We start from the raw sequence: 22,747 nt of genomic DNA, 5'->3' as shown, positions 1-22,747 counted from the left end.
CCGCTCAGCCCTGTTCCTTGATGTTGCGCGCCACCCGTTGTGCCAGGCCTTGGATGCCGGCGTCGAGGCTGGCGATGACTTCCGCCGGTCGATCCACCAGCGATGCGAAGTCCGCAAAGCGGAAGCGCTCGGGCGCGGGCACGCTCCAGGACGCCTCGCCACGCGAATCGGCGCCGTAGTAGATCGTTTCGCCATACAGCGATCCGACCTTGCCACGGCCCACCAGGTCCACGCTGATGTTGACGCGCGGCTGGTAGTAGCGGGAGAGCCTGGCGGAATCCATGCCCGTGTCGCCGAAGTAGACGTGCAGGACCGGATCGGTGCCGGGCAGCTTGTCGATGTCGATGGAGTAGGGGTCTGCCGGATTGCGGCCGGGCCACTCGAGCACCTCGGCGTCATAGCCCTCGCGGCGCAATTGCTCGACCAGCGCGGTCGTGAGCTTGGGGCCCATGGCCTTGCGCTCGGCGACCATGTTCTCGTCGAAGATGTTGCTCTTGATGCGGTTGGCGACCGCCGACGGAATGGCGGCGAAGCCCAGGACCCAGTTGTTGTAGGTCCAGAACCGGTCGGGCGGCAGGACCGGCAACACGAGGATCTTCTTGACCACCGGCCGCGGCGCCTCGGGCATGGAACTGCGCGAGCAGCCCGTCAATGCAACGGCGCCAAGCGCTGCGGCGGCGGCCGACAGCACGAACTTTCTTCTCGTGGAACTCATCTCGTTTTTTCCTGAATACATCCCTGGAGGCGCGATGCTATCGAGGAACGAGGAGGTCGTGGCACTGTCTATTGGCAATTGTTCACGGCTTAGACACATTAGGGTGTGAATGTGTCTGGAAGGCCGTGATTCGTTGGGCGCGGTCTCCGGTAGTGGCCAACAAATTCACAGGGCGACGTGGCTGCGAAATGCGCCGCTCCCCAAGGCCCACGGGAAGGGCCACGGCCCACTCATGCGCCTTTGCAATCAGGCGCAGAACCGATGCCCGGGCGCCGCAGACAGTGCTGCAGCACGGCAAAAAGGAGATCCAGCGCAGTCGTGCGTGTGCTTGCGAAGTCGGATCAGCGCAGCAGGATGGCTTTCATGACGCGCTTGGCCTCGCGTGCCTCCGGGATCGGAAACAGCGGATAGACGTGCAGCATCTTGCGGGCCTCGTGGTAGTCGAGCGACACGTTGGCTGCCTTGGCCAGCGCGACGAGGCGGACTGCATCCGGGTGGGCCATGTCGTAGGTGCCGCTGAACAGCGTCATCGGCCCCAGCCCGCGCAGGTTGCCGAAGGCGGGGCTGACGATGGGATCGTCGAGCGACAGCTGGCCGCGCCACATGCCCGCCGCCACCTCCACGCCGGGGATGTCGAGAATCGGGTCACGCGGGCTGATCGGCGCGATCGCGGGGTCGGTGAAGTGCAGGTCGATGGCGGGCGATATCAGCATCACGTTGCCGAGCGGCGCGATCCCCCGGTCGCGCAATTGCATCGCTGCCGCCAGCGCGGTGGTGCCGCCGGCCGAGTCGCCCATCAGGTAGGTGTGCGCGGGCCCGACTTTTTCGCAGGCCTGCGCCGTGAGGTCGGCGACGATGGGAATGACCTCGGCGGCCATCCCCACGGGCGCCAGCGGGTAGATGGGCACGAGGAAGGGGATGCCGGTCGAGCTGACCATGTCCGCGATGAAATTCCAGTGGAACGAGGTGATCTCCAGGATCCACGCGCCGCCATGCGGGTAGATGACGCGGCGCGCCAGCGCGGTGCCCCGGGGCCGGACCTCGTAGACGGGCCATCCGCCGTAACGGCGCACGCTCAGTTCGACGCGGCTGTCCAGCGACTTGGGTGGCCCGTAGCTGGCGGGGCGCAACTGCAATTCGGCGACATGGGCGCGGGTGGTCTCGGCCGAGCCGAGGATCCTCTTCGCGCCCGTCAGCGAGATGATGAAGGGCATCAGCTTGCTGGCAAGGCTGGTCATGGTGTCGGCGCTCCCTGAGTGTTTGCGTTCGACTGTATTCGAGGCTTGGCTTCAGGTCATCCATTCTTCGACACGCCAGCGCGCGATCGGACCTGTGACTGCGCGATGGGCTTGCAGTGCCGGCACCGCGCGATCGAGGATGGACTGCGGCACCGCATCGGTCAGCACCAGCAGTTGCGGGCCAGCGCCGGGCAGGACGTCTGCGACGACGACACGGCGCACGGGCACCTGGTGGGTTGCGAGCAGCGCTGCGAGGGCCTCGGTCTGGCTGGCATCCGCCATCGGGATCCGGAGGCAGTGGGTGCCGCAGACTTCAGCCTGCGGGATGACTGGCAGGTCGCGCAGCGCATGTGCCTGGAAGCCCAGATGCGGCACGCGTTGCGCGGGGCGGGTGCCGTCGAGCCGCGCAACGTCCACCAGGTCGGCGATGACGGCGGACGCGGTCTGCTCGGAGCCGGCACCTGCGCCGTAGTACATCGTGATGCCGGCCGCGTCGCCCTTGACCATGACGCCGTTCATCGAACCGTTCACCTGCGCCAGCATGTGCGTGGCGGGCAGCAGCGCGGGCTGGACGCGCAGTTCCACGCCGTGGGCATGCCGGCGTGCGATGCCCAGCAGCTTGACGCGATAGCCCAGGTGCTCGGCGCAAGCGACGTCCAGGCGCGACAGGGATGTGATGCCCTCGACCTGCGCGTCGGCAAAGCGGATCGGCATGCCGAAGGCGTTGGCCGCCAGCAAGGAAAGCTTGTGCGCGGCATCGGTGCCTTCGACGTCGAAGGCGGGATCGGCCTCGGCATAGCCCAGGGCCTGGGCCTGCGCAAGCGCGGTGCCGAAGTCCAGCGCCTCGTCGCGCATCTTCGAGAGGATGAAGTTGCTGGTGCCGTTGATGATGCCGGCGACCCATTCGATGCGGTTCGCGGCCAGTCCTTCGCGCAGCGCCTTGACGATGGGGATGCTCACCGCCACCGCGCCCTCGTAGGCCACGGCCACGCCCTGGCGGCACGCGGCCTCGAGGATCTCCGTGCCATGCACGGCCAGCAGCGCCTTGTTGGCCGTGACCACGTGCTTGCCGTTGGTGATCGCGGCCAGCACCCAGTCGCGCGCCGGGCCGGTGCCGCCGGCGACTTCGACCACCACGTCCACGCCGGGATGGATGGCCACCCGCAGGGGGTCATCGGTGAGTTCGACCCCGTCGCCCACGATCTCCGCGGCCCGGACGAGATTCCGGGCCGCGACGATCACGATCTCGATGCCGCGCCCGGCCCGCGCGACGATTTCGCCCTGGTTGCGGTGCAGCACGCGGAAGGTGCCTGCGCCGACGGTGCCGATGCCGATCATCCCCACGCGAAGGGGGCGAAGGCTGGCCGGAACGTGGTGCGCGGGCTGGAAGGATTGGACGGGATCGCGATACATGGACTTCTCCTGGCAAAAACAAAAAAACCCGGCTGCCAGAGCTGGGTTTCTTGGGATCGCTGGAGAAGCGGAAGAGACACCAGGTGGCTGCCGAAGCGGCCACCTGCGCGTGCTCAGGTGGCCGCGGCGGTCATGGTGGTAATCATTCGTGCATCCACTGCGCGCGGGAAAGCGCGCGGCATCGCACGGCCTGCGAAGGCGGGGCTGGATGCGATGGGGAGGGGATGGGACGGCATGAGGGGGCAAGTGTAGTGCAGGTCGCATTCTGGCTGCGGCGACATGGAAATCAGACCCAGGTCGCTCCGCCGCGATGCAATGGGTGGCGCTGTTCGCGCAAGCAGGACGGGACGGCACGGGCCCGTCTCCTTGATTGGAGGGCTTGAGTTGCAGGGTACAAACGCAAAGTTGCCGGAACCGTCTGCCCAACCTGCGGTACAACTGAACATCGACCCGGCATCGGGTCCAAGGAGTTTTTGTCCTATGAATGCCATCATCGAGCAGTCCCTGTTGGCCAAGATCAGAACACTGTCGCCCCAGCAAGTGGCGGAGGTGGATGATTTCGTGGAGTTCCTGAGCGCCAGGTCCAGGAAGAATGCCGCGCTGGATCACCTGTTGGCGATTGCGCCGGCGCTGGAAGCCGCAGGCGTAGTGCCCATGAGCGAGGAAGAGATCGCCGCCGAGATCAAGGCCGCGCGGGCAGAGCGCCGCTCGCGCCAAGTCGAGCAAGACAAAGGCTCGGATGCGCCTGGTCCTTGACACCAACGCGGTGATCGCCGCACTGTTGTGGCGCGGCACCCCCTACCAGCTGCTTCAAGCCATCCGCCAACATCCGAACCTGCAGCTGTACAGCAGCGCCGTTCTGTTTGCGGAACTGGCAGATGTGCTCACGCGCAGCTCGCTGCGCAAGCAACTCGCGGCCATCGACAAGCAAGCCGGCGACGTGCTGCTGGACTACGGCGCGGCCGTGCAGATCGTTGCAGCCGCGCCGCTGGCGAAGCCGGTATGCCGCGACCCGGATGACGACGCCGTGCTGGCGTTGGCATTGGCCGCCCAAGCCGATCTGATCGTCTCGGGCGACCAGGACTTGCTGGTGCTCGGGCAATTCGAGGGTATTGCCATCATCAACCCGCGCCAGGCATTGGAGCGCGTCGCCCAAGCGTAGTCCGCGGTATTGCGGGTGCCATTGATCACGCCGCAGGCAACACGACCAACGCAGCCGCCGGCAGATTTGCAAACGCATCGCCCACACGCAGGGCCCCGTCCGCGACGACCAGCACTTCATCGGTCAGCACATTGCGAAAGCGCGTGCCCTCTGCCCAGCCCGGCAGCTTGACCACCGTGTCGCCCCAGCTCGCGCCGCCCAACGGCAGGCGTTGCGCGGTGGCAGCAGCGGCGGCATCGGTTTCCAGCCCCGCGAACAAGCGACCCGCGATCACCACCAGCGCCTGCCCCCGGTGTTGCCGCGTATACGCCACCACGTGTTGCGCCCTCGCCCCCCGGGCGTGCAAAGCTGCATAGGCGCCATCGCGGAAAAGCACAGGCATCTCCTTGCGCAAGCCCATCAGCCGCCAGGTCAGCCACAGCTTGGCGTGGCCATCGTGCGGCGCTTGGGCGAGTCCGCGGACCATCGTCGCGACGCCGGGTTCCCGCGCCTGCGCTGCCAGCGCATCGAGCCATTGCGAGCGCAGCGCATAGTCGACCGGCCGACGGTTGTCCGGGTCGACCAGGCTCAGGTCCATCAGTTCGTTGCCCTGGTACAGGTCGGGCACGCCCGGCGAGGTGTACTTGATGAGCGTCATCGACAGGCTGTTGAGCGCGCCGAACCAGGCGACCGTGGTGCTCATCGCCTGCAGGTCGGGCAGGAAGTCGTTGTCTTCCGCCGGGGTCAGCAGGCGCTGCACGAAGCCGGTCAGCGCGGCTTCATAGTCGGTGTTGGGGTTGACCCAGCTGGTGAACGCCTTCGACTCGCGCGCGGCCTTCAGCATGTAGCGCCCGATGCGGGCGATGTACGACGCGCGGCCCTCGTCGTCCAGGCCACCGGCTGGGAGCGTGCCGAGCAGGGTCTGGTAGAGCAGGTACTGGTCCGCGGCACAGGGCAGTTCCGTCCCCTCCGGCGCCGCGTTCATCTCGCGCCAGCGCCGTAGCGCCAGGCGCCAGGCGGCGGGGAATTCGGAGAGCACGTTGATGCGGTTGCGCACGTCTTCCGAGCGCTTGTTGTCATGCGTGGACGTGGCCAGCATGGTGTGCGGCCAGCGCTTCGAGCGGTCGGTGCTGGCCTCGTGGAAGGCCGGCACGGTCATGCCGAAATGCGCGGGCTCGCCGCCGACCTCGTTGAGCGAGCTGAGCGGAAAGTAGCGGTAGAAGGCCGTGTCTTCCACGCCCTTGGCCGTGACGGGCGCGCTGAATTGCTGGAAGCGGATGGCAAAGCGCAGCACGCGTTCGCGCAGCTCTGCGGGTGCGCCGGGCACGGCTTCGCCCAGCAGCGTGCGTCGCACGAAATCGAACACCGAACCATCGGCCTCGGGGCTCTGCTGCAGTGCCTGGGCGACGGCCTGTTCGATGTAGTGAAAGTCCTGCGCCGAAGGGCCTTCGATGATGTAGGTGCGATAGACCTGCAGGCAGGCCGCCACCTCGGCCAGCGCGCGGCGCAGCGTGTTGAGCGTGTAGTCGCGCGTGTGGCGATCGGCGCGTGCGATGCGCAGCAGTTCGGTCGAGAGCACGTTGAGCTCCGACGACAGCGCGTTGCGCATGATGGCGTGCTTGCCGCGGAAGGCGAGCTGCGCGAAGGAGGCCTCGACATCCGTGAAGCTGCGCCAGATGCGCGTGAAGCGCTCCGCCGCGGCGGTGTCGACCAGCACGCCGTTGAGCACCATCGCAAAGCGGTAGCCGGTGGTGCCGTGCACATGCCACTGCTCGGGCACTTCCTCGTGCGAGGCGGCGATCTTTTCCGCGACCACGTAGAGCGGACGCGCGGGGCGGCCCTGCGCGTCCGGGCCGGGCAATGCGAGGCCGGCCCGGCGGGCGAAGCCGCGCTGCAGGCGCTCGAAGTACTGGGCCGGGTCGTACAGGCCATCGGGGTGGTCGATGCGCAGCCCGTCGACCAGGCCGGCCGCCGCCAAGTCGAGCGCCATGCCGTGCGTGGCCTCGAACACGGGCTCGCGCTCGATGCGCAAGGCGGCCAGGTCGTTGATGTCAAAGAAGCGGCGGTAGTTGATCTCGTCGGCCGCCACGCGCCAGTAGGCGAGGCGATAGGCCTGGGCGTCGAGCAGTTCGTGCAGCGCATCGCGTTCGGCGGCGCTGTTGAATTCCGCGACGGCCGAGGCCATGGCATGCGCCACGTCGTGCTGCCGGGACACGAGCCGCGCGAGCCGGCCCTTGAGCACTTCCTTGTCGCGCGCACGCTCGGCCACGGCTTCGGGCGCGGTGGCGGTGCGCGCCGGCAGGTGGCCGAAGGATGCGGCGATGCTGGCCAGGCTGGCGCTGATGTCGGCGTCGGCGATGCGCGCCTCGGCGCGCTGCAGCACGCGCGGGTAGGTCTCTGGCGCGAGCGGGAAGCGGTGCTCGTTGTAGTGCAGCGCGAAGGTGCCTGCGTCTTCGTCGAACACCAGCACCAGTTCGCCGCGCGCCAGCACGTCGCCGTAGTGGTCGCCGAGCACGGGCAGCAGCACCTTGTCCTGCAACTCGACGTTGAGCGGATGCCAGTCGATGTCAAAGTGCTGCGCGTAGAGCGATGACGGCCCGTTCTCCAGCACGTCGCTCCACCAGGCGTTGTCGGCGCCGAGCACGCCCATGTGATTGGGCACCAGGTCGAGCAACTGGCCCATGCCGTGCGACTTGAGCGCGGCGCTGAAGCGCTCGAAGCCTTCACGCCCGCCCAGCTCGGGGTTGATCTGGTCGTGCGCGACCACGTCGTAGCCGTGCATGCTGCCAGGCCGCGCGCGCTGGATCGGCGAACAGTAGATGTGGCTCACGCCGAGCCGCGCCAGGTAGGGCAGCACGGCGATGGCATCGTCGAAGCTGAAGTCCTTGTGGAACTGCAGGCGGTAGGTGGCGCGCGGGATCACCGCCACGGCGCCGCGCCGCGTGCCGGCCTGCGGCACGGGGTGCGGTCGGATCGCGGCGAGGGCTTCGCACAACTGGAGCGTCGGCACGTCGGCCGCCAGTTGCGGCAGGTCGAGGCGCAGCTTGCGGCGCCAGTTGGGTTGCGAGTCGGTGGTGCCGGGCATGTTGGCCTGCTCCAGCATGCCGACGGTGTCTTCCAGCTGCACCATCATCACCTGCGACGGCGTACTCGCGAGGTAGGCATGGATGGCGGTGACGGTGGCAGTCGACAGCGTCTGCGCGCCGGTGGCCTCGACCACGGCGTCGGCCGAGAGCAGGCCGGCGCGCTGCACCGCGAGCAGCAGTCGGACGCGCTCCTGCGCGCGGTCGAACAACTGCTTCTCGAAGATGGCCTGGCTCGGGAACAAACCGAGCGTGAGCCGAAGGCGCAGGTCGTGGCCGGCCCACCAGCCGGTGAGCGTGGCCAGGTCGTGCGTGCTGATCGCGACCAATGCATGGCGCGGATATTCGGAGGGCGGCTTGAAGTCGCCTTCATGGTTGCGCTCGAAGTACAGCAGTCGGTACGACAGCACCTGGAAGCGGGCCAGCGCGCCGCGCATCTCGTCGGCCACGGTGCCGAGGTCCTCGCCGATGATCATGCAGCGCTGGCGCTGGCTTTCGATGGCGACGATGGCCAGCATCTCGTGCAGCGCGTAGTAGACGTAGGCGCCGTCTTGCGGTGTCTTCTCGGGCGGGATCCAGAACAGGCGCATGAGGCCCATGACATGGTCGATGCGCAGGGCTCCGGCGCCGCGCATGCTGCCGCGCAGGGTCTCGATGAAGAAGCGGTAGCCGGTGCTGCGCAGCTTGTCGGGCCGCAGCGGCGGCAGGCCCCAGCCCTGGCCGTTGGGGTTGAACTCGTCGGGCGGCGCACCGACGCTGGCGCCCAGGGCGAACAGCTCTCGCTCGCACCAGGCGTCGGAACCTGCGCGGTCGACTGACACGGCCAGGTCGAGGTAGAGGCCGACGGCCATGCCCAGGGCCTGGCATTGCTCGCGCACGAAGCCGAGTTGCCGCGCGGCCTGCCATTGCAGGTATTCGAAGTAGCCGATGCGCTCGGCATGCGATTGGGCGAACTGCGCGACCTCGGGTGTGTCGGGTGAACGGAAGGCCTCGGGCCATACCGGCCAGCCCCAGGTGCCTGGGTCGGTCCGATGGAAATGCTCCTGCAGCGCTTCGTACAAGCCGTGCTTGCGCAGGGCATCGCCGCGGTCGGCGCGGAAAGATTCGAAGGCGACCGCGCTGGCCGTGCCATTGGCGATGTGCTGCGTGCGGAAGTGCGCGTAGAGCAGTTCCAGCACTTCGAACTTGGCCGACGCGACGCCGGGATAGTCGACCAGTTCGGTGTCGCGCAGGGCGGCGAGGCGCGCCTGGAATTCCGGCGAGCGCACGCGTTGCTGTGCCGGCTCGCATTCGCGGAAGTCTTCGATGGCCTCGACGTCGATGTAGAGCACGTCGAGTTGCACGCGCGAGGACGGGCTGTACGGGCTCGCATGCGCCGGGTTGTGCGGGAACAGCGCATGCAGCGGATTGAGGCCGAGGATGCCGGCACCGCGCTGGGCGGCCTGCTGCGCGAAGCGGGTGAGGTCGGTGAAATCGCCGACGCCCCAGTTGCGACTGGAGCGCAGTGCATACAGCTGCACCGCCGGACCCCACACGCGCACGTCGTCCTTCATGGCCGGCGGGTTGTAGCAGTGCGGCGGTGCGCTGATGACGAGGGTTTCGCCCGGCAGGTCGTCCAGCGTCAGGCGGTGGTAGCCCATCGGCAGCGTGAGCGTGAAGGCGACGCGGCGCTCGCAATGCGGCACGCCGTCGACATCGGAGCGCGCTTCCTCGTGGAAGTCATGCAGGCGCGCATGGCCGCGGTGCTGCTTGCCGTTCTCTTCCACGAGCGTCCAGTGCGCCTCGGCCAACGCGGCGGGCACGCGCAAGGTGACGGCCCAGTGCGACTGGCCCGCGTCGATGGCGACGGCAGGGGGCAGCGCAAGTTGCCATCCAGCCGAGCGCAGCTCGCGCAGGCTTTGCGGCAGGGGAAGCGTGATGTCGACGCCGAAGGTGCCGAGCAGTGCGCGCAGGTTCGCAGGCGCGATGACATGCCGGTTGCCGAAGATGTCGTGGTAATCGGTGGCAATGCCGAAGTGGGCGCACAGGGCATGCAATGCCTCGTGTTCGCCGGGAGCCTCATCCATGGTTGTTTTCCTGCAGCGTGACGCAGACCGCGCCAGGTGCCAAGCGTAGCGTTTCGTTGTGGCCGGCCATCGCGAGGCCATTGGTGTAGATGGGTTGCCCGAGGATGGGCTGGATGCCTGTCAACGGCTTCTTGCCGAAGTTGATGAGCTGCCGCAGGCGGGCGCTCCCCAGCGACCAGTCGACGCGAAGAACGTCGCCCTCGCGCCAATGCTGCCCGCCGCCGCGCTGGTTGGCCAGGTGCGGCACCACGAAGCGCCGGCGGATCGCCAGCAGTTCCGAGATGAAGGCGAGGAAGTCGCGGTGCGGGCCGTGCAGGCGCTCTTGCCAGTTCAGCTTCGAGGCCTCGAAGGTCGAGGCTGCGTTGGGGTCGGGGATGCGCGCGCGTGCGGCTTCGTCGGCGAAGGCCGCGAACTGGCCGAACTCGGCGCGCCGGCCAGCCGACACCGCGGCCGCAAGCTCGTGGCCGAAATCGCAGAAGTAAAGGAAGGGCGTAGCGGCCGCGTACTCCTCGCCCATGAACAGCATCGGCACATGCGGCGACAGCAGCAGGCAGGCATAGGCCGCGCGCAGCAGCGCCGGATCGGCCAGCCCCTCGATGCGGTCGCCGAAGGCGCGATTGCCGACCTGGTCGTGCGTCTGCACGAAGGAGACGAAGGCGCTGGATGGCAGGTGCGCGCTGGGCTCGCCGCGCGCTTCGCCCTTGCGGAAAGCCGAGGGCTGGCCCTGGAACACGAAGCCCTCCGCCAGCGCGCGGCCGAAGTGGCCCATCGGGTCGTCGGCATAGTCCGCGTAGTAGCCGTCGGTGTCGCCGGTGACCAGCACGTGGGCGGCATGGTGCAGGTCGTCGTTCCACTGCGCCGTGGCGATCCTGGGCTGGCCCTTGGCGTCGCGTTCGAGGTAGCGTGCGCCGTTGGCGTCGTTCTCCAGCACGATGTGGATATGGCGGTCGCGACCGGGGCCCTCGCGCAGCGCGGTGCAGATCTCCTCGACGATGTCGGGTCGGCTGTCGTCGCGGATCGCGTGGATGGCATCCATGCGCAGTCCGTCGAAGCGGTATTCCTCGATCCAGAACAGGGCGTTGTGCACGAAGAAATCGCGTACCGTGCGCGCCTGCTCGCCGTCGTAGTTGATCGCGGAGCCCCAGGGGGTCTGGTGCGCGGCATTGAAGAAGAAGGGGCTGCCCGAGTGCAGGTAGTTGCCCTCCGGGCCGAAGTGGTTGTAGACCACGTCCAGCAGCACCATGAGGCCGAGGTCGTGCGCGGCGTTGACGAAGGCCTTGAGGTCATCCGGCGTGCCGTACGAAGCATCGGGCGCGAACAGCAGCACGCCGTCATAGCCCCAGCCTTGCTTGCCAGGAAAGTCGGCCACCGGCATGACTTCGACGACCGAGATGCCGAGGGCGGCCAGGTCGATCAGGCGCTTGCGCGCCGCGGCGAAGGTGCCTTCAGGCGTGAAGGTGCCGATGTGCAGTTCGTAGATCACCGCCTCGGTCCAGGGGCGGCCGCGCCATTCGTCGTCGTGCCATTCGTAAGCGCGGGGGTCGATCACCTCACTGGCGCCGTGAACGTCGTCCGGGTTGCGGCGCGAGGCGGGGTCGGGCACGCAACTGCCATCGGGCAGGCAGAAGCGGTAGCGGTCCCCGGCGCGTGCTTCTGCGACTTCGAGGCGATGCCAGCCGTCGTCGGCGCGTTGCAGCGGCAAGGGTGGCTGCCCGCCCAGCTCCAGCGCGATCTGCGATGCGTCGGGGGCCCAGTAACTGAATCGCACGCCAGCGTCGAGCAGCGTGGCGCCGAAGGGCATGGCGTGCACATGGTTCATGAAATCTGCCGGGAATCGGCGCCATGCGGCGTTGCAAATGCGCGCCATGCCGCCGGTGACTGCATGGCTGTGCTTTGCGCCTTGCCTGGCGCCGATTTCGACAGATTGGTGTTGTTCAACGAAACATCCAGTTCGAGGTTGCGACTCAGAGCGGTGGTGGCGGATCGGCGGGGCGGCTCTGGATCAGCGGCCGGCCGCGCGGGCGCAGCGTGGTGACGTGGCTGGCGGCGGCGGCGGTCTGCTCCGGTGGGGGCGCAGGCGCATCGAAAGCGTTTTCTGTCGCCTGCACCGGAACGTCGCGCTTCGGTGTCGTGATCGGTGCGGGCGCCTTGGCACGCATGTCGTGCGGCCACCATTGCGAAATGCGGTCGGCGGCCCAGTCCTTGCCGGCCAGGCCGAAGGCCAATGCCAGCGCGAACACCACGCCGGCCAGGATCACGAGGAAGCTCTGGCGCACGATGTCGCCGCCCACCCTCACATGGTCCAAGGCGATCAGCACCACGAAGATCATGATCGCGTAGCGCACCACCTTGCCGAAGAAGGTGGCGTCCGCCAGCTTGGCGCTGCGGCCGTAGTGGATGACCGCATCGCCCACGAACTTGGCGAAGTAGGAGCCGAAGGCCAGCACCATCAGCGCAACGAAGATGTTCGGCACGAACCACATCACGCGTCCGAGCAGGTCCGTGATGTAGGTCAGCCCCAGGCCGTTGAACGCGATGATCAACGCCGCCAGCAGCACCATCCCATACGCCAGCAGGCCGATGAGGTCGCTGGTGTCCTTGTTGAGGCCGCCCTGCTTCAGGAAGTTGTCCATGCCGGAGCGCTGCGTCAGCACACCGAAATTGGCGGCCCGCAAACCCTTCGTGACGGCGAAGCGCACCACCTTGGCGATGAGCCAGCCGGCAATGATGACCACGGCCGCGAAGAACAGCCGCGGCAGGTAGGCGCCGATCTGGAACAGGAAAGCGCGCAGCGGTTCGAGGCTGATGTCAAACTGGTTCATTGCGCAACTCCTCTTGCGATGTCGGTGGCGTTCGTTCCGGCGAGCGACTGCAGGCCCTGCATCGGCACCTGCACCCAATCGACGCGGTTGTTCAACTCATAGCGAAGCTCGTACATGGCCTTGTCGATCTCGAACAGCGCCAACATCGCGGGCTCCGGCGGCGGCGCGCCGGCCGCGGCCAAGGTGTCGGTGTAGCCGCCGAGGAAGGCCTGGCGCACCTGCTGTTCCCAGTCGGCGGCAGCGACGTCGAGCCGCGCCAGCTCTTCCGGGTTCTGCGCGTTGCGCTTCAGAGACGACCAACGTGCGTAGTTGAAGGAGCGCAGCATGCCGGCCACATCGCGCAGCGGCGATGTCTTGGCGCGTCGCTCCTCGAAGCTGCGCGCCGGCTCGCCCTCGAAGTCGATGATGACGAAATCGTTGCGCGAGACCAGCACCTGACCCAGGTGGTAGTCGCCGTGGAAGCGTGTCTTGAAGCCGACAGGCCCCGTTGTTTCGGTGGCAAAGGATTCGATGCGCTGGAGCAGTGCAGCCTCGCGCGCCAGCAAGCGCGACGCATCCTGCTGCACCTCCGTCGGCAGTCCGTGGACGCGTTCACGCAGCATGGCGAAACTGCGGCGCGCCTCGGCGGCAGCGGTGTCGCGGAAGGCGGTGCGGTCCGCGGCCACCAGCGGCTCGGGGTCGAAGGCCGCATCACCCTTGGAGCGCGCGAAGGCCAGGTGCAGCTCCGCAGTGCGCTGGCCCAGCACGCGCGCCAGCTTCATGAAAGCGCCATGGTCGACCAGCGCATCGCCTTCGGGCAGGTCGCGCTGCTCCGAGAGCACGCGATCGAGATAGTCCAGCGTGTAGTCCCAGGCATCGCCCTGGTTCGGCACATAGGCCTGCAGCAGCGCAAGCGTCATCACGCGGCCATCCTTGCCGTGGTACTCGATGGCGCCGGCCACCGGCACGCAATTGGCGAAGCGCGCCACCTGGGTGAGGTAGCGGCCCACGTCCAGCTCGGGGTTGATCCCCACGTGCAAGTGCCGGTAGCCCTTGAGGAACAACTGGTCGCCCAGCGTGACGACCGTGTTGCTGCTGGCCGCGCTGGGCTTGCTGACTTCGAGTGCGTCGATGTCTTCATCGGTCACGTCGACCAGTGCACCGGTGGACGTGAAGCGGATCTCGCCCTGCATGGCGGGCAGCACCAGGCCTTGCGCGATGCCCATCACCACGGCGCGGCAGAAGGCCTCGTCGTAGAAGGCATCGCCCATCAGCCCGACCTCGGCCAATTGGCGCACCTTGGCGACGACCGCCTGCGTGAGCTGCTTCATGCGCTCCTCGTCATGGTCCTCCCAGGCGAGGGCGAGGGGCATGAAATAGGTCGAATGCGCATCGGTCGCCTGCACGTCGAGGATGGGCAGCATCCAGCGCAACTTGCCATGCGTCCACACCGCGTGCTCGGCGATGGTGGCGCGCGTGATCGCGCTGCCCTTGGCGCCGTACCAGCGCTGCACCTCGATGTGCCGAGCCAGCACGTCGGCTTCGAGTTGATCGCGCAGGCGATCGGACATCGCCATGCGCCACGGCATCACCTGCTCGCGGAACAGGCTGGTCCAGCTGTCGAACAGCACCAGCGTGGGACGGTCGCGCAAGCCGACTTCCTCCTGGTGCCACACCGGCATCGGCGCATCGGTGGTGAGCTTGAACCAGTAGAAGCCGTACGAGGGCATCGTCAGCAGGTACGGCAGCTCGCCGATCGGCGGGAAGGTGGTGCGACCCAGCATCTCGACCGGCACGCGTGTCTTGTAGGCCGACAGGTCCAGTTCCACCGGCTGCGCGGCGCGCGACAGGTTGAACACGGTGAGGATGACGTCGTCCTCGAACAGGCTCAGGTAGGCCAGCACCTTGCGGTTGCCCGGCCGCAGGAACACCTTCTTGCCACGGCCGAAGGCGCTGCTGGTCTTGCGCACCGCGAGCATGCGGCGTGTCCAGTGCAGCAGCGAGCTGTTGTCGCGCAACTGGGCCTCGACGTTGATGGACTCGTAGCCATACATCGGGTCCATGATCGGCTGCAGGTACAGCCGCTGCGGGTCGGCGCGCGAGAAGCCTGCGTTGCGGTCGGGTGCCCATTGCATCGGCGTACGCACGCCGTTGCGGTCGCCGACGAACACGTTGTCGCCCATGCCGATCTCATCGCCGTAGTAGATGATCGGCGAGCCCGGCATCGACAGCAGCATGCCGTTCATGAGCTTGATGCGGTCCTTGTCGTTGTCCATCAGCGGCGACAGCCGCCTTCTGATGCCGAGGTTGATGCGGGCGCGCTTGTCGGCCGCATAAGTGGTGTACATGTAGTCGCGCTCGCGGCTGGTCACCATCTCCAGCGTGAGCTCGTCATGGTTGCGCAGGAAAATGGCCCACTGGCAGCCCTCCGGGATGTCGGGCGTCTGCTGCATGATCTCGACGATCGGGTCGCGGTCTTCCTGCGCGATGGCCATGTACATGCGCGGCATCAACGGGAAGTGATACGCCATGTGGCATTCGTCGCCGTCGCCGAAATACTCGCGCACGTCTTCGGGCCACATGTTGGCCTCGGCCAGCAGGAAGCGGTTCTTGTATTCGGCGTCGAGGGCGGCGCGGATCTTCTTGATCACGCCGTGCGTCTCGGGCAGGTTCTCGTTGCTGGTGCCGTCGCGCTCGATCAGGTAGGGAATCGCGTCGAGCCGGAAGCCGTCCACGCCCATGTCCAGCCAGAAGCGCATCGTCTTGAAGATGGCTTCCAGCACCGCCGGGTTGTCGAAGTTGAGGTCCGGCTGGTGGCTGAAGAAGCGGTGCCAGAAGAACTGCTTGGCGACCGGGTCCCAGGTCCAGTTGGAGGTCTCGGTGTCGGTGAAGATGATCCGCGTGCCCTGGTAGATCTGGTCGGTGTCGCTCCACACGTAGAAGTTGCGCTCGGGCGAGCCGGGCGGTGCGTTGCGTGCGGCCTGGAACCACGGGTGGTCATTGGACGTGTGATTGATGACCAGCTCGGTGATCACGCGCAGGCCGCGCTTGTGGGCCTCGTCGAGCATCTCCTTGAAGTCGGCCAGCGTGCCGTACTGCGGGTTCACGTCTTCGTACTCGGCGATGTCGTAGCCGTCGTCGCGCAGGGGCGAGGGGTAGAAGGGCATCAGCCAGATCGTGTTGACGCCCAGGTCCTTCACGTAGTCGAGCTTGGCGGTGACGCCCTTGAAGTCGCCCATGCCGTCGCCGTCGGTGTCGAAGAAGGCCTTGACGTTGAGCTGGTAGATCACCGCGTCGCGGTACCACTGGGGGTCGCTGGTGTGGTCGACCTCGGGGGTTTCCAGGGCGATGGCGGGGACGTTGGCGTTCATGTTCTTCCTGGTCCTACAGGTAGTAGTCGAAGTCTTGTTCGCTGCGCGTGCGGCGCCGCACGACCATGATGTGCGCGGGCGTGTGGTGCGGGTCGAGCCGCACGTAGTGCCAGTCGCCCTGCCACTGGTAGCGCTCGTCGCTCAGCAGATCATGCATCTGCCAGGTGCCGCCCGTGTCGACACCGATCGATTGCGGCTCGAGCCCGATCCAGCCGTACTGCGCGTTGTGCGGGTCCAGGTTGACCACCGTGACGATGATGTTCTGACCGTCCTCGGACTGCTTCGCATAGGCCAGCAACTGGTCGTTCTCTACGGCCAGGAAGCGCAGGCTGCGATTGAACTGCAAGGCCACGTTCTCCTGGCGGATGCGGTTCACGCGCTCGATCAGGGGCGCGATGCTGTCGGTCCGGTCGTGGTCCCATGAGCGGATCTGGTACTTCTCGGAGTCGAGGTATTCCTCGCTGCTCGGGCCGCGCGGCAGGTGTTCGAGCAACTCGTAGGCCGGGCCGTAGATGCCGTAGCTCGCGGCCAGCGTGGCGGCCAGCACCAGGCGCAGGCGGAACATGCCGGGGCCGCCGGTCTGCAGTTGCTCGTGAAGGATGTCCGGCGTGTTGGGCCAGACGTTGGGGCGAAAGTATTCGTAGCCCGGACCTTGCGTGAGTTCGGTGAAGTACTTGGTCAGCTCTTCCTTGGTGTTGCGCCAGGTGAAGTAGGTGTACGACTGCGAATAGCCGAGCTTGGCCAGGCGGTGCATGACCTTGGGCCGCGTGAAGGCCTCGGCCAGGAAGATGACCGTCGGATGCTCGCGCTTGATCTGCGTGATGCACCACTCCCAGAACGGGAAGGCCTTGGTGTGCGGGTTGTCGACGCGGAAGACCTTCACGCCTTCGTGGATCCAGTGGTCGAACACGCTCTTGAGTTCGACCCACAGGCCCTGCCAGTCGTCGCATTCGAAGTTGAAGGGATAGATGTCCTGGTACTTCTTCGGTGGGTTCTCGGCATATTGCACGGTGCCGTCCGGGCGCCAGCGGAACCAGCCCGGATGCGCCTTGACGTAGGGATGGTCCGGCGCGCACTGGAAGGCGATGTCGAGCGCGATGTCGATGCCATAGCCCGCGGCAGCCGCGACCAGGTGGCGGAAGTCCTCCGCCGTGCCGAGCTCCGGCAGGATCGACTTGTGCCCGCCCTCGGCCGCGCCGATGGCCCAGGGGCTGCCCACGTCGCCCGGCTCGGTGACGAGCACGTTGTTCTTGCCCTTGCGATCGATGCGCCCGATGGGATGGATCGGCGGCATGTACAGCACGTCGAAGCCCATCTTCGCGATGGCAGGCAGGCGGCTTTCGACATCGCGCAGGGTGCCGTGCGTGCCCGGTGCGCCGGTGGAACGCGGGAACAGTTCGTACCAGGTGCTGAAGCGGGCGCGCACGCGGTCGACGATGAGCGGCAACTCCGCGGAGGTGGTCTGGAAGCGCCTGTCCGGATAACGGCCGGCCAACTCGGCGAGGTCCCTGTCGAGCGCCTGTGCCTTGAGCGCGGTGCCGTCGATGTTGCGATCCGCGGCGTCGTGGTCCAACGATTGCGCCCATTGCGTCAGCGCCTGCCGGTCCGCGCCCGACGCACGGCCGGCCGCGGCAGCCACTTCGATGGCGCCCACCTGCACCGCGACGCGGATGTCTTCCTCATCGACACGTCGCGTGAGTTCATGACGCCACGATGCGAAGGAGTCGACCCATGCGACCACGCCGTAGCTGTAGCGGCCGGGTGTCGGCGGTGTGAATTCGGCCTCCCAGATGTCGTTGTTCAGCAAGACCATCGGCACCTCATGCGTGGCGGCGCCGTCGGCACGCCACAGCAGCAGCACGCGCAGCACGTCGTGTCCATCGGCGAAGCAATGTGCCTTCACCTCCAGTTTTTCGCCAGCCGTGCGCTTGACGGCGAAGCGCCCGCCATCGACGACCGGCAGCACCGCGTCGATGACCGCGCGCGCATGGCCGTCGTCCGGCATGCCCGGCAACGTCGGGGTCAGGAGAACGGGTGTATGGACAGCCGGTGAAGGAATGGCCGATGTATGCATCTCAGTTTCCCATGGCACTGGACAAATGCTTGTTCGCGAGCACCCGCGGAACCGGCTTTGCCGGGCCGCTGGGTGCGCCCCCTTGAGGGGGAGCGCCGCAGGCGCATTCGGGGGTGAACATCGCTTCAGTCATTGGCAATGGGCCTCAGGATGAGTGTGGACAACGGCGGCAGGGTCAGGGTCAGCGAATACGGCTGGAGGCCTTCGGGCAGCGGCGCAGCCTGCACGCTGCCCAGGTTGCCCCAGCCCGCACCGCCGAACTCCTTCGCATCGCTGTTGAGCAATTCGCGCCAGACACCGCCCGTGGGCACGCCCACGCAATGGTTTGTACGCGGCATCGGGGTCAGATTGCAAGCGATGAGCAGCGGCGCACCGCCCGCGAGGGGCTTGCGCAGAAACACGAACACGCTGGTCTCGGCCTCGTCGGCCTGCAGCCATTCGAAGCCTTCAGGGGAGAAGTCGAGCTGATGCAGGGCCGGCTCCTCGCGCAGCACGCGGTTGAGTTGCCGCACATACGCCTGCAGGCCCGCGTGCTCGGCCTGCTCGGTCACCCACCATTCGAGTTCGCCGTCATGCGTCCATTCGCGCCGCTGGCCGAACTCGCAGCCCATGAATAGCAGCTTCTTGCCCGGGTGCGTCCACATGTAGCCGAACAGCGCCCGCAGGTTGGCGAACTGCTGCCAGCTGTCGCCGGGCATCTTGTTCAGCAACGAGCCCTTGCCGTGCACCACCTCGTCGTGCGAGAGCGCGAGCACGAAGTTCTCGCTGAAGGCATAGATCAGCGAGAAGGTCAGCTGGTTGTGGTGATGCTTGCGGTGGATCGGATCCTTGGCGAAGTACTTCAGCGTGTCATGCATCCACCCCATGTTCCACTTCATGCCGAAGCCGAGCCCGCCCATGTCGACCGGCCGCGTGACGAGCGGCCAGGAGGTCGATTCCTCAGCGATGGGCACCGTGTCGGGCTGCTCGCGGTAGATGGCCTGGTTAAGGTCTTGCAGGAACTCGATGGCTTCGAGGTTCTCGCGCCCGCCGTTCTTGTTGGGAATCCATTCGCCGTGCTTGCGCGCGTAGTCGAGGTAGAGCATCGAGGCCACGGCATCGACGCGCAGGCCGTCCAGGTGGTAATGCTCCAGCCAGAACAGCGCCGACGAGATCAGGAAGCTGCGCACCTCGTTGCGGCTGTAGTTGAAGATGCTCGAGTTCCACTCCGGATGAAAGCCCTGGCGCGGATCGGCATGCTCGAACAGATGTGTGCCGTCGAAGTAGCCCAAGCCATGTTCATCCGTCGGAAAGTGCGAGGGCACCCAGTCCAGCAGCACGCCGATGCCGCGCTGGTGCAGGTGGTCGACGAAGGCCATGAAGTCCTGCGGCGTGCCGTAGCGTGCGGTCGGCGCGAAGTAGCCGGTTGTCTGGTAGCCCCAGGAGCCGTAGAAGGGGTGCTCGGTGACGGGCATCAACTCGACGTGTGTGAAGCCCATGTCGCTCACGTACTCGGCCAGGCGGTGCGCCAGTTCCTGGTAGCTGAGCATCTCGCCATCGCGGCGCTTCCACGAGCCCAGGTGCACCTCGTAGACGGACATCGGCGCGTCGAGCGCATTGCAGGCGCCGCGCGTGGCCATCCAGTTGCCGTCATGCCATTCATGCGCGAGCGACCAAACGCGCGAGCCCGTGGCCGGTGGCGCCTCGCTGCAGAAGGCGAAGGGGTCGGCCTTGTCCACGACGTAGCCGTTGAAGCGGGAGAAGACGCGGTACTTGTAGACCTGACCCTGCGCGGCCTTGGGCGCGATGGCTTCCCAGATGCCGCTGCCATCGGGCCGCGGATGCATGCGCAGGGCGCTGTCGTCCCAGCCGTTGAAGTCGCCGATGACGGAGACGGCCTCCGCGTTCGGCGCCCACACGGCGAAGGTCGCGCCACTGCCGTCCGCATGCAGGTGACAACCGAGGTTGTCGTGCATGCGGGCATGGGTGCCTTCGCGAAAGAGCCAGCTGTCTTGCTCGCTGAAATGCTGATGATGAACTTGCACTGTGTTCCCTGTGACCGGACGGATGGATTCGTCCTTGGGCTTGCGAGCGATTCATTGAAGCGCAGGCTCCAGGTGTGTGCAAGGCAGGTCTGCGCCTTGTGCTGTCGGACGCCGACTACAGGTTGCGGCGCAGGACCGCGCCTGCGTTTGCTCGCCCCGATCAGCGAATGATTTCAGCCGCAGCGTGAATCGTCTCGCGCACGCGCGGATAGATCTGCGTGTTCCACTTGCTGCCGCTGAACACACCGTAGTGGCCCACGCCCGCTTGAAGATGGTGCGCCTTGAGGTAGGGGCGGATGCCGCTGCACATGTCTTGCGCCGCGACGGTCTGGCCCACCGAGCAGATGTCGTCGCGCTCGCCCTCGACGGTGAGCAGCGCGGTGCGCCGGATGGCCGCCGGATCGATCTTGCGGCCGCACACTTCAAGCTCGCCGCGCGGCAGGTCGTAGGTCTGGAAGATGCGCTCCACGGTCTCCAGGTAGAACTCGGCCGGCAGGTCGTTCACCGCCAAGTATTCGTCGTAGAAATCGCGGATGTTGTTGGCCTGCTCCATGCGGCCTTCGACGAGGTGCGCATAGAGGTCGCGGAACTGCTTCTTGTGCCGGTCCATGTTCATGCTCATGAAGGCGGTCAACTGCAGGAAGCCGGGGTAGACCTTGCGCCCCACGCCCGCATGCGGCAAAGGCACGCGGCTGATCAGGTTGCGCTTGAACCAGCCGATCGGCCGTTCCGTCGCCAGTTCGTTCACCCGCGTCGGATTGATGCGGCAGTCGACCGGGCCGGCCATCAGCGTCAGGCTGCGCGGCGTGGCGGCATGGTCCTCTTCCGACATCAGCGTGGTGGCGGCAATCGCGGCCACGCAGGGTTGGCAGACCGCCACCAGATGCACGCCGGGGCCGATCGCGGCCATGAAGTCGACCAGCGTCGTGGTGTATTCGTCGAGCCCGAACTTGCCTTGCCACAAAGGCACGTCACGTGCGTTATGCCAATCGGTCACATAGACGTCGTGGTCGCGCAACAGCGTGCGCACCGTTTCGCGCAGCAGCGTCGCGAAGTGGCCCGACAGTGGTGCGGCCAGCAGCACCGGCGGGTGCACCGCCTTGGTGTCCTTGCGGAAATGCAGGAGCGTGCCGAAGGGCGCCGTCAGCGTGGGCTCTTCCCGCACCGCCACTTCCTCGCCCTCCACCATGACCGTGTCGATGCCCCATTTCGGCCGCGTGTGCGTGAGCCGCATGCGCGAGAACACCTCCATCTGCGCCGATATCTGCCGCACGGCGGTGCGCTCGGAGCCTTCGCTCCACAGCGATGCCCCCAGGAACTGCGCACCGAGCCGCAGGGGTGAAAGCATGTCGGTGTGGTTTTGGTAGGCCCGATAAAGCATGAGGCCTTGAAGGCAAGTTGCGGGCCAAGGCGCGAGCCCGCACCTTGCGCATGGCATGGGCCTTGCACTGCCGCAGGCGGCAGACCCGCACCGCAATAGCCCCAAGGAGCATCTCGATGTCCAAACCCGTCCTCACCATCAGCAGCAAGAACTACGGCGCCTGGTCCCTGCGCGGCTGGCTGATGTGCCGTCTGGCCGGGCTCGACTTCGCCGAGAAGATCATCCCGCCGGACGACCCTGCCATGAAGGCCGAGATGCTGCTGTTGTCCTCGTCGATGCTGGTGCCTTCGCTGGAGCATGACGGCCTCAAGGTCTGGGACACGCTGGCCATCGGCGAATACCTGCACGAGATCAAGCCCAAGGCCGGCCTGCTGCCCACCGATGTGCGTGCCCGCGCCCATTGCCGCGCCATCTGCGGCGAGATGCATTCGGGCTTCGCCAGCATGCGCGGCGCACTGCCGATGAACGTCAAGGCGCGCTTCCCCCACTTCAAGATCTGGTCGCGCGCGCAAGGCGACATCGACCGCATCGTGGAGATCTGGAAGGAGTGCCTCGGAAAGTATGGCGGGCCGTACCTTTTCGGCAAGAAGCCGGGCCTGGCGGACGCGATGTATGCGCCGGTGGTCACGCGCTTCATCACCTACGACGTGAAGCTGCCGCCGGCCTGCGCGACCTACGTCAAGCACATGATGGAACTGCCCGAGATGCAGGAATGGATGGCTGCGGCGAAGCAGGAGCCCGAGGCGATCGACGAGCTGGAGGCGGAGTTCTAGCCGACCGCTTTCGCGGCACCGGGTCAGCGTGACAACCCGGTCTGCTCATCGCCTTCCGCGGCAACCTGCTGGACCTGTGTCTGCGAGACGTTCGCGCGCTTTGCCTTCGCGAGCGCGAGTTCGCGTTGCTGGCGTCGTTCGAGTTCCCTGGCTGCGGCGTCCCTGCGCGACTTCTCGACCAGGTGGGCTTCGATGATTCGCTGTTGCTCGGCTCGCGCCGCCGCCTGCTGCCGCGCGGCTTCCTCGGCTTGGGCCACGGCCGCTTCGGCAGCAGCCCGGTCACGCTGTTGCTCCAGGTACCACGCACCGCCGCCGATGAAGGACAGCAGCAGGACAAGGAGCATCAGCGGGCGCGCCCACCTGGACCGCTCCTTGCCTTCGGAATAGCGGATCTCGACCCACGACGAAACTTGCTCCGTCAAGACGGCCTTCGCCAGCTTCCGGTCATGCGCGGCGCGCATGTCGGGGCTGCGCAGCACCTTGTAGGCCTCCATCACATCCGCCAACTGCGCGGCGGCGCCAGCCTCCGAGCGGAGGCGTTCACGGGTGAACGCTGTCAAGGAATTGTTGAACGCGCGTTCGATCTCGGCGGGCTTTGCATTGCCCTGCACGCCCAGCACGCTGTATGCAGGCCTCATCACTTCCCCCTGCGGGCGGAAAGCGCCGC

The 22,747-nt window shown here is 66.7% G+C and carries 14 protein-coding genes; 3 read left to right on the top strand and 11 right to left on the bottom strand.

Annotation, left to right across the window (positions count from 1 at the left end; genetic code table 11):
• Positions 1–4 precede the first annotated feature (4 nt).
• The 3 genes from WKW82_RS19050 to WKW82_RS19040 all read right to left on the bottom strand — a co-directional run bounded on the left by WKW82_RS19050 (position 5) and on the right by WKW82_RS19040 (position 3,366).
• Complete coding sequence (locus WKW82_RS19050) at positions 5–715, bottom strand: hypothetical protein (RefSeq protein ID WP_340343884.1); 711 nt, start codon at positions 713–715, stop codon at positions 5–7.
• Positions 716–1,056: 341 nt separating this feature from the next.
• Entirely contained in the window at positions 1,057–1,953 is an 897-nt protein-coding gene (locus WKW82_RS19045) for an alpha/beta hydrolase fold domain-containing protein (protein ID WP_340343883.1), read from the bottom strand.
• A gap of 51 nt (positions 1,954–2,004) precedes the next feature.
• The gene (locus tag WKW82_RS19040) at positions 2,005–3,366 is read right to left on the bottom strand and encodes a homoserine dehydrogenase (protein ID WP_340343882.1); all 1,362 of its coding nucleotides are present in this window, start codon (positions 3,364–3,366) and stop codon (positions 2,005–2,007) included.
• Between the two features lie 480 nt (positions 3,367–3,846).
• On the opposite strand from WKW82_RS19040, the gene WKW82_RS19035 reads away from it, so the two are divergent.
• Both WKW82_RS19035 and WKW82_RS19030 read left to right on the top strand, forming a co-directional pair.
• Positions 3,847–4,122: a hypothetical protein gene (locus WKW82_RS19035; protein ID WP_340343881.1), complete on the top strand. Its 276-nt coding sequence runs from the start codon at positions 3,847–3,849 to the stop codon at positions 4,120–4,122.
• The gene (locus WKW82_RS19030; protein WP_340343880.1) at positions 4,106–4,528 is read left to right on the top strand and encodes a putative toxin-antitoxin system toxin component, PIN family; all 423 of its coding nucleotides are present in this window, start codon (positions 4,106–4,108) and stop codon (positions 4,526–4,528) included. Before WKW82_RS19035 ends, WKW82_RS19030 begins: the two co-directional genes overlap by 17 nt.
• A 25-nt stretch (positions 4,529–4,553) precedes the next feature.
• Here the strand turns inward: WKW82_RS19030 and WKW82_RS19025 are convergent, their stop codons facing one another.
• The 7 genes from WKW82_RS19025 to WKW82_RS18995 form a co-directional block, all read right to left on the bottom strand.
• Positions 4,554–9,656, bottom strand: a complete 5,103-nt coding sequence (locus WKW82_RS19025; RefSeq protein WP_340343879.1) for a malto-oligosyltrehalose synthase — start codon at positions 9,654–9,656, stop codon at positions 4,554–4,556.
• The gene (gene treZ, locus WKW82_RS19020; protein ID WP_340343878.1) at positions 9,649–11,475 is read right to left on the bottom strand and encodes a malto-oligosyltrehalose trehalohydrolase; all 1,827 of its coding nucleotides are present in this window, start codon (positions 11,473–11,475) and stop codon (positions 9,649–9,651) included. The genes WKW82_RS19025 and treZ overlap by 8 nt, the downstream gene beginning before the upstream one ends.
• 145 nt (positions 11,476–11,620) lie before the next feature.
• Positions 11,621–12,478, bottom strand: coding sequence for a mechanosensitive ion channel family protein (locus WKW82_RS19015; RefSeq protein WP_340343877.1), 858 nt, complete (start codon positions 12,476–12,478; stop codon positions 11,621–11,623).
• Positions 12,475–15,828, bottom strand: coding sequence for a maltose alpha-D-glucosyltransferase (treS, locus tag WKW82_RS19010; protein ID WP_340343876.1), 3,354 nt, complete (start codon positions 15,826–15,828; stop codon positions 12,475–12,477). Before treS ends, WKW82_RS19015 begins: the two co-directional genes overlap by 4 nt.
• Positions 15,829–15,841: 13 nt before the next feature.
• Positions 15,842–17,833 carry an alpha-1,4-glucan--maltose-1-phosphate maltosyltransferase gene (locus WKW82_RS19005; protein ID WP_340343875.1) on the bottom strand — a complete coding sequence of 664 codons (1,992 nt, stop codon included), beginning with the start codon at positions 17,831–17,833 and terminating at the stop codon, positions 15,842–15,844.
• A gap of 194 nt (positions 17,834–18,027) precedes the next feature.
• On the bottom strand, positions 18,028–19,926 hold the full coding sequence (glgB, locus tag WKW82_RS19000; protein ID WP_340343874.1) for a 1,4-alpha-glucan branching protein GlgB: 1,899 nt from the start codon (positions 19,924–19,926) through the stop codon (positions 18,028–18,030).
• Positions 19,927–20,086: 160 nt separating this feature from the next.
• Positions 20,087–21,307 (bottom strand): polyhydroxyalkanoate depolymerase, encoded by a 1,221-nt coding sequence (locus WKW82_RS18995; RefSeq protein ID WP_340343873.1) that lies wholly within the window; start codon positions 21,305–21,307, stop codon positions 20,087–20,089.
• A gap of 116 nt (positions 21,308–21,423) precedes the next feature.
• On the opposite strand from WKW82_RS18995, the gene WKW82_RS18990 reads away from it, so the two are divergent.
• A complete protein-coding gene (locus WKW82_RS18990) occupies positions 21,424–22,080 on the top strand; it encodes a glutathione S-transferase (RefSeq protein WP_340343872.1) in 657 nt (218 codons plus the stop codon).
• Positions 22,081–22,103: 23 nt separating this feature from the next.
• On the opposite strand, the gene WKW82_RS18985 is transcribed toward WKW82_RS18990, so the two are convergent.
• A complete protein-coding gene (locus WKW82_RS18985; protein WP_340343871.1) occupies positions 22,104–22,718 on the bottom strand; it encodes a hypothetical protein in 615 nt (204 codons plus the stop codon).
• Positions 22,719–22,747: the final 29 nt, after the last annotated feature.

The sequence above is a fragment of the Variovorax rhizosphaerae genome, assembly GCF_037889975.1.
GTDB lineage: Bacteria > Pseudomonadota > Gammaproteobacteria > Burkholderiales > Burkholderiaceae_C > Variovorax > Variovorax rhizosphaerae.
The sequence above is the reverse complement of the archived record's forward strand: the minus strand, read 5'-3'. Positions and strand labels throughout refer to the sequence as shown.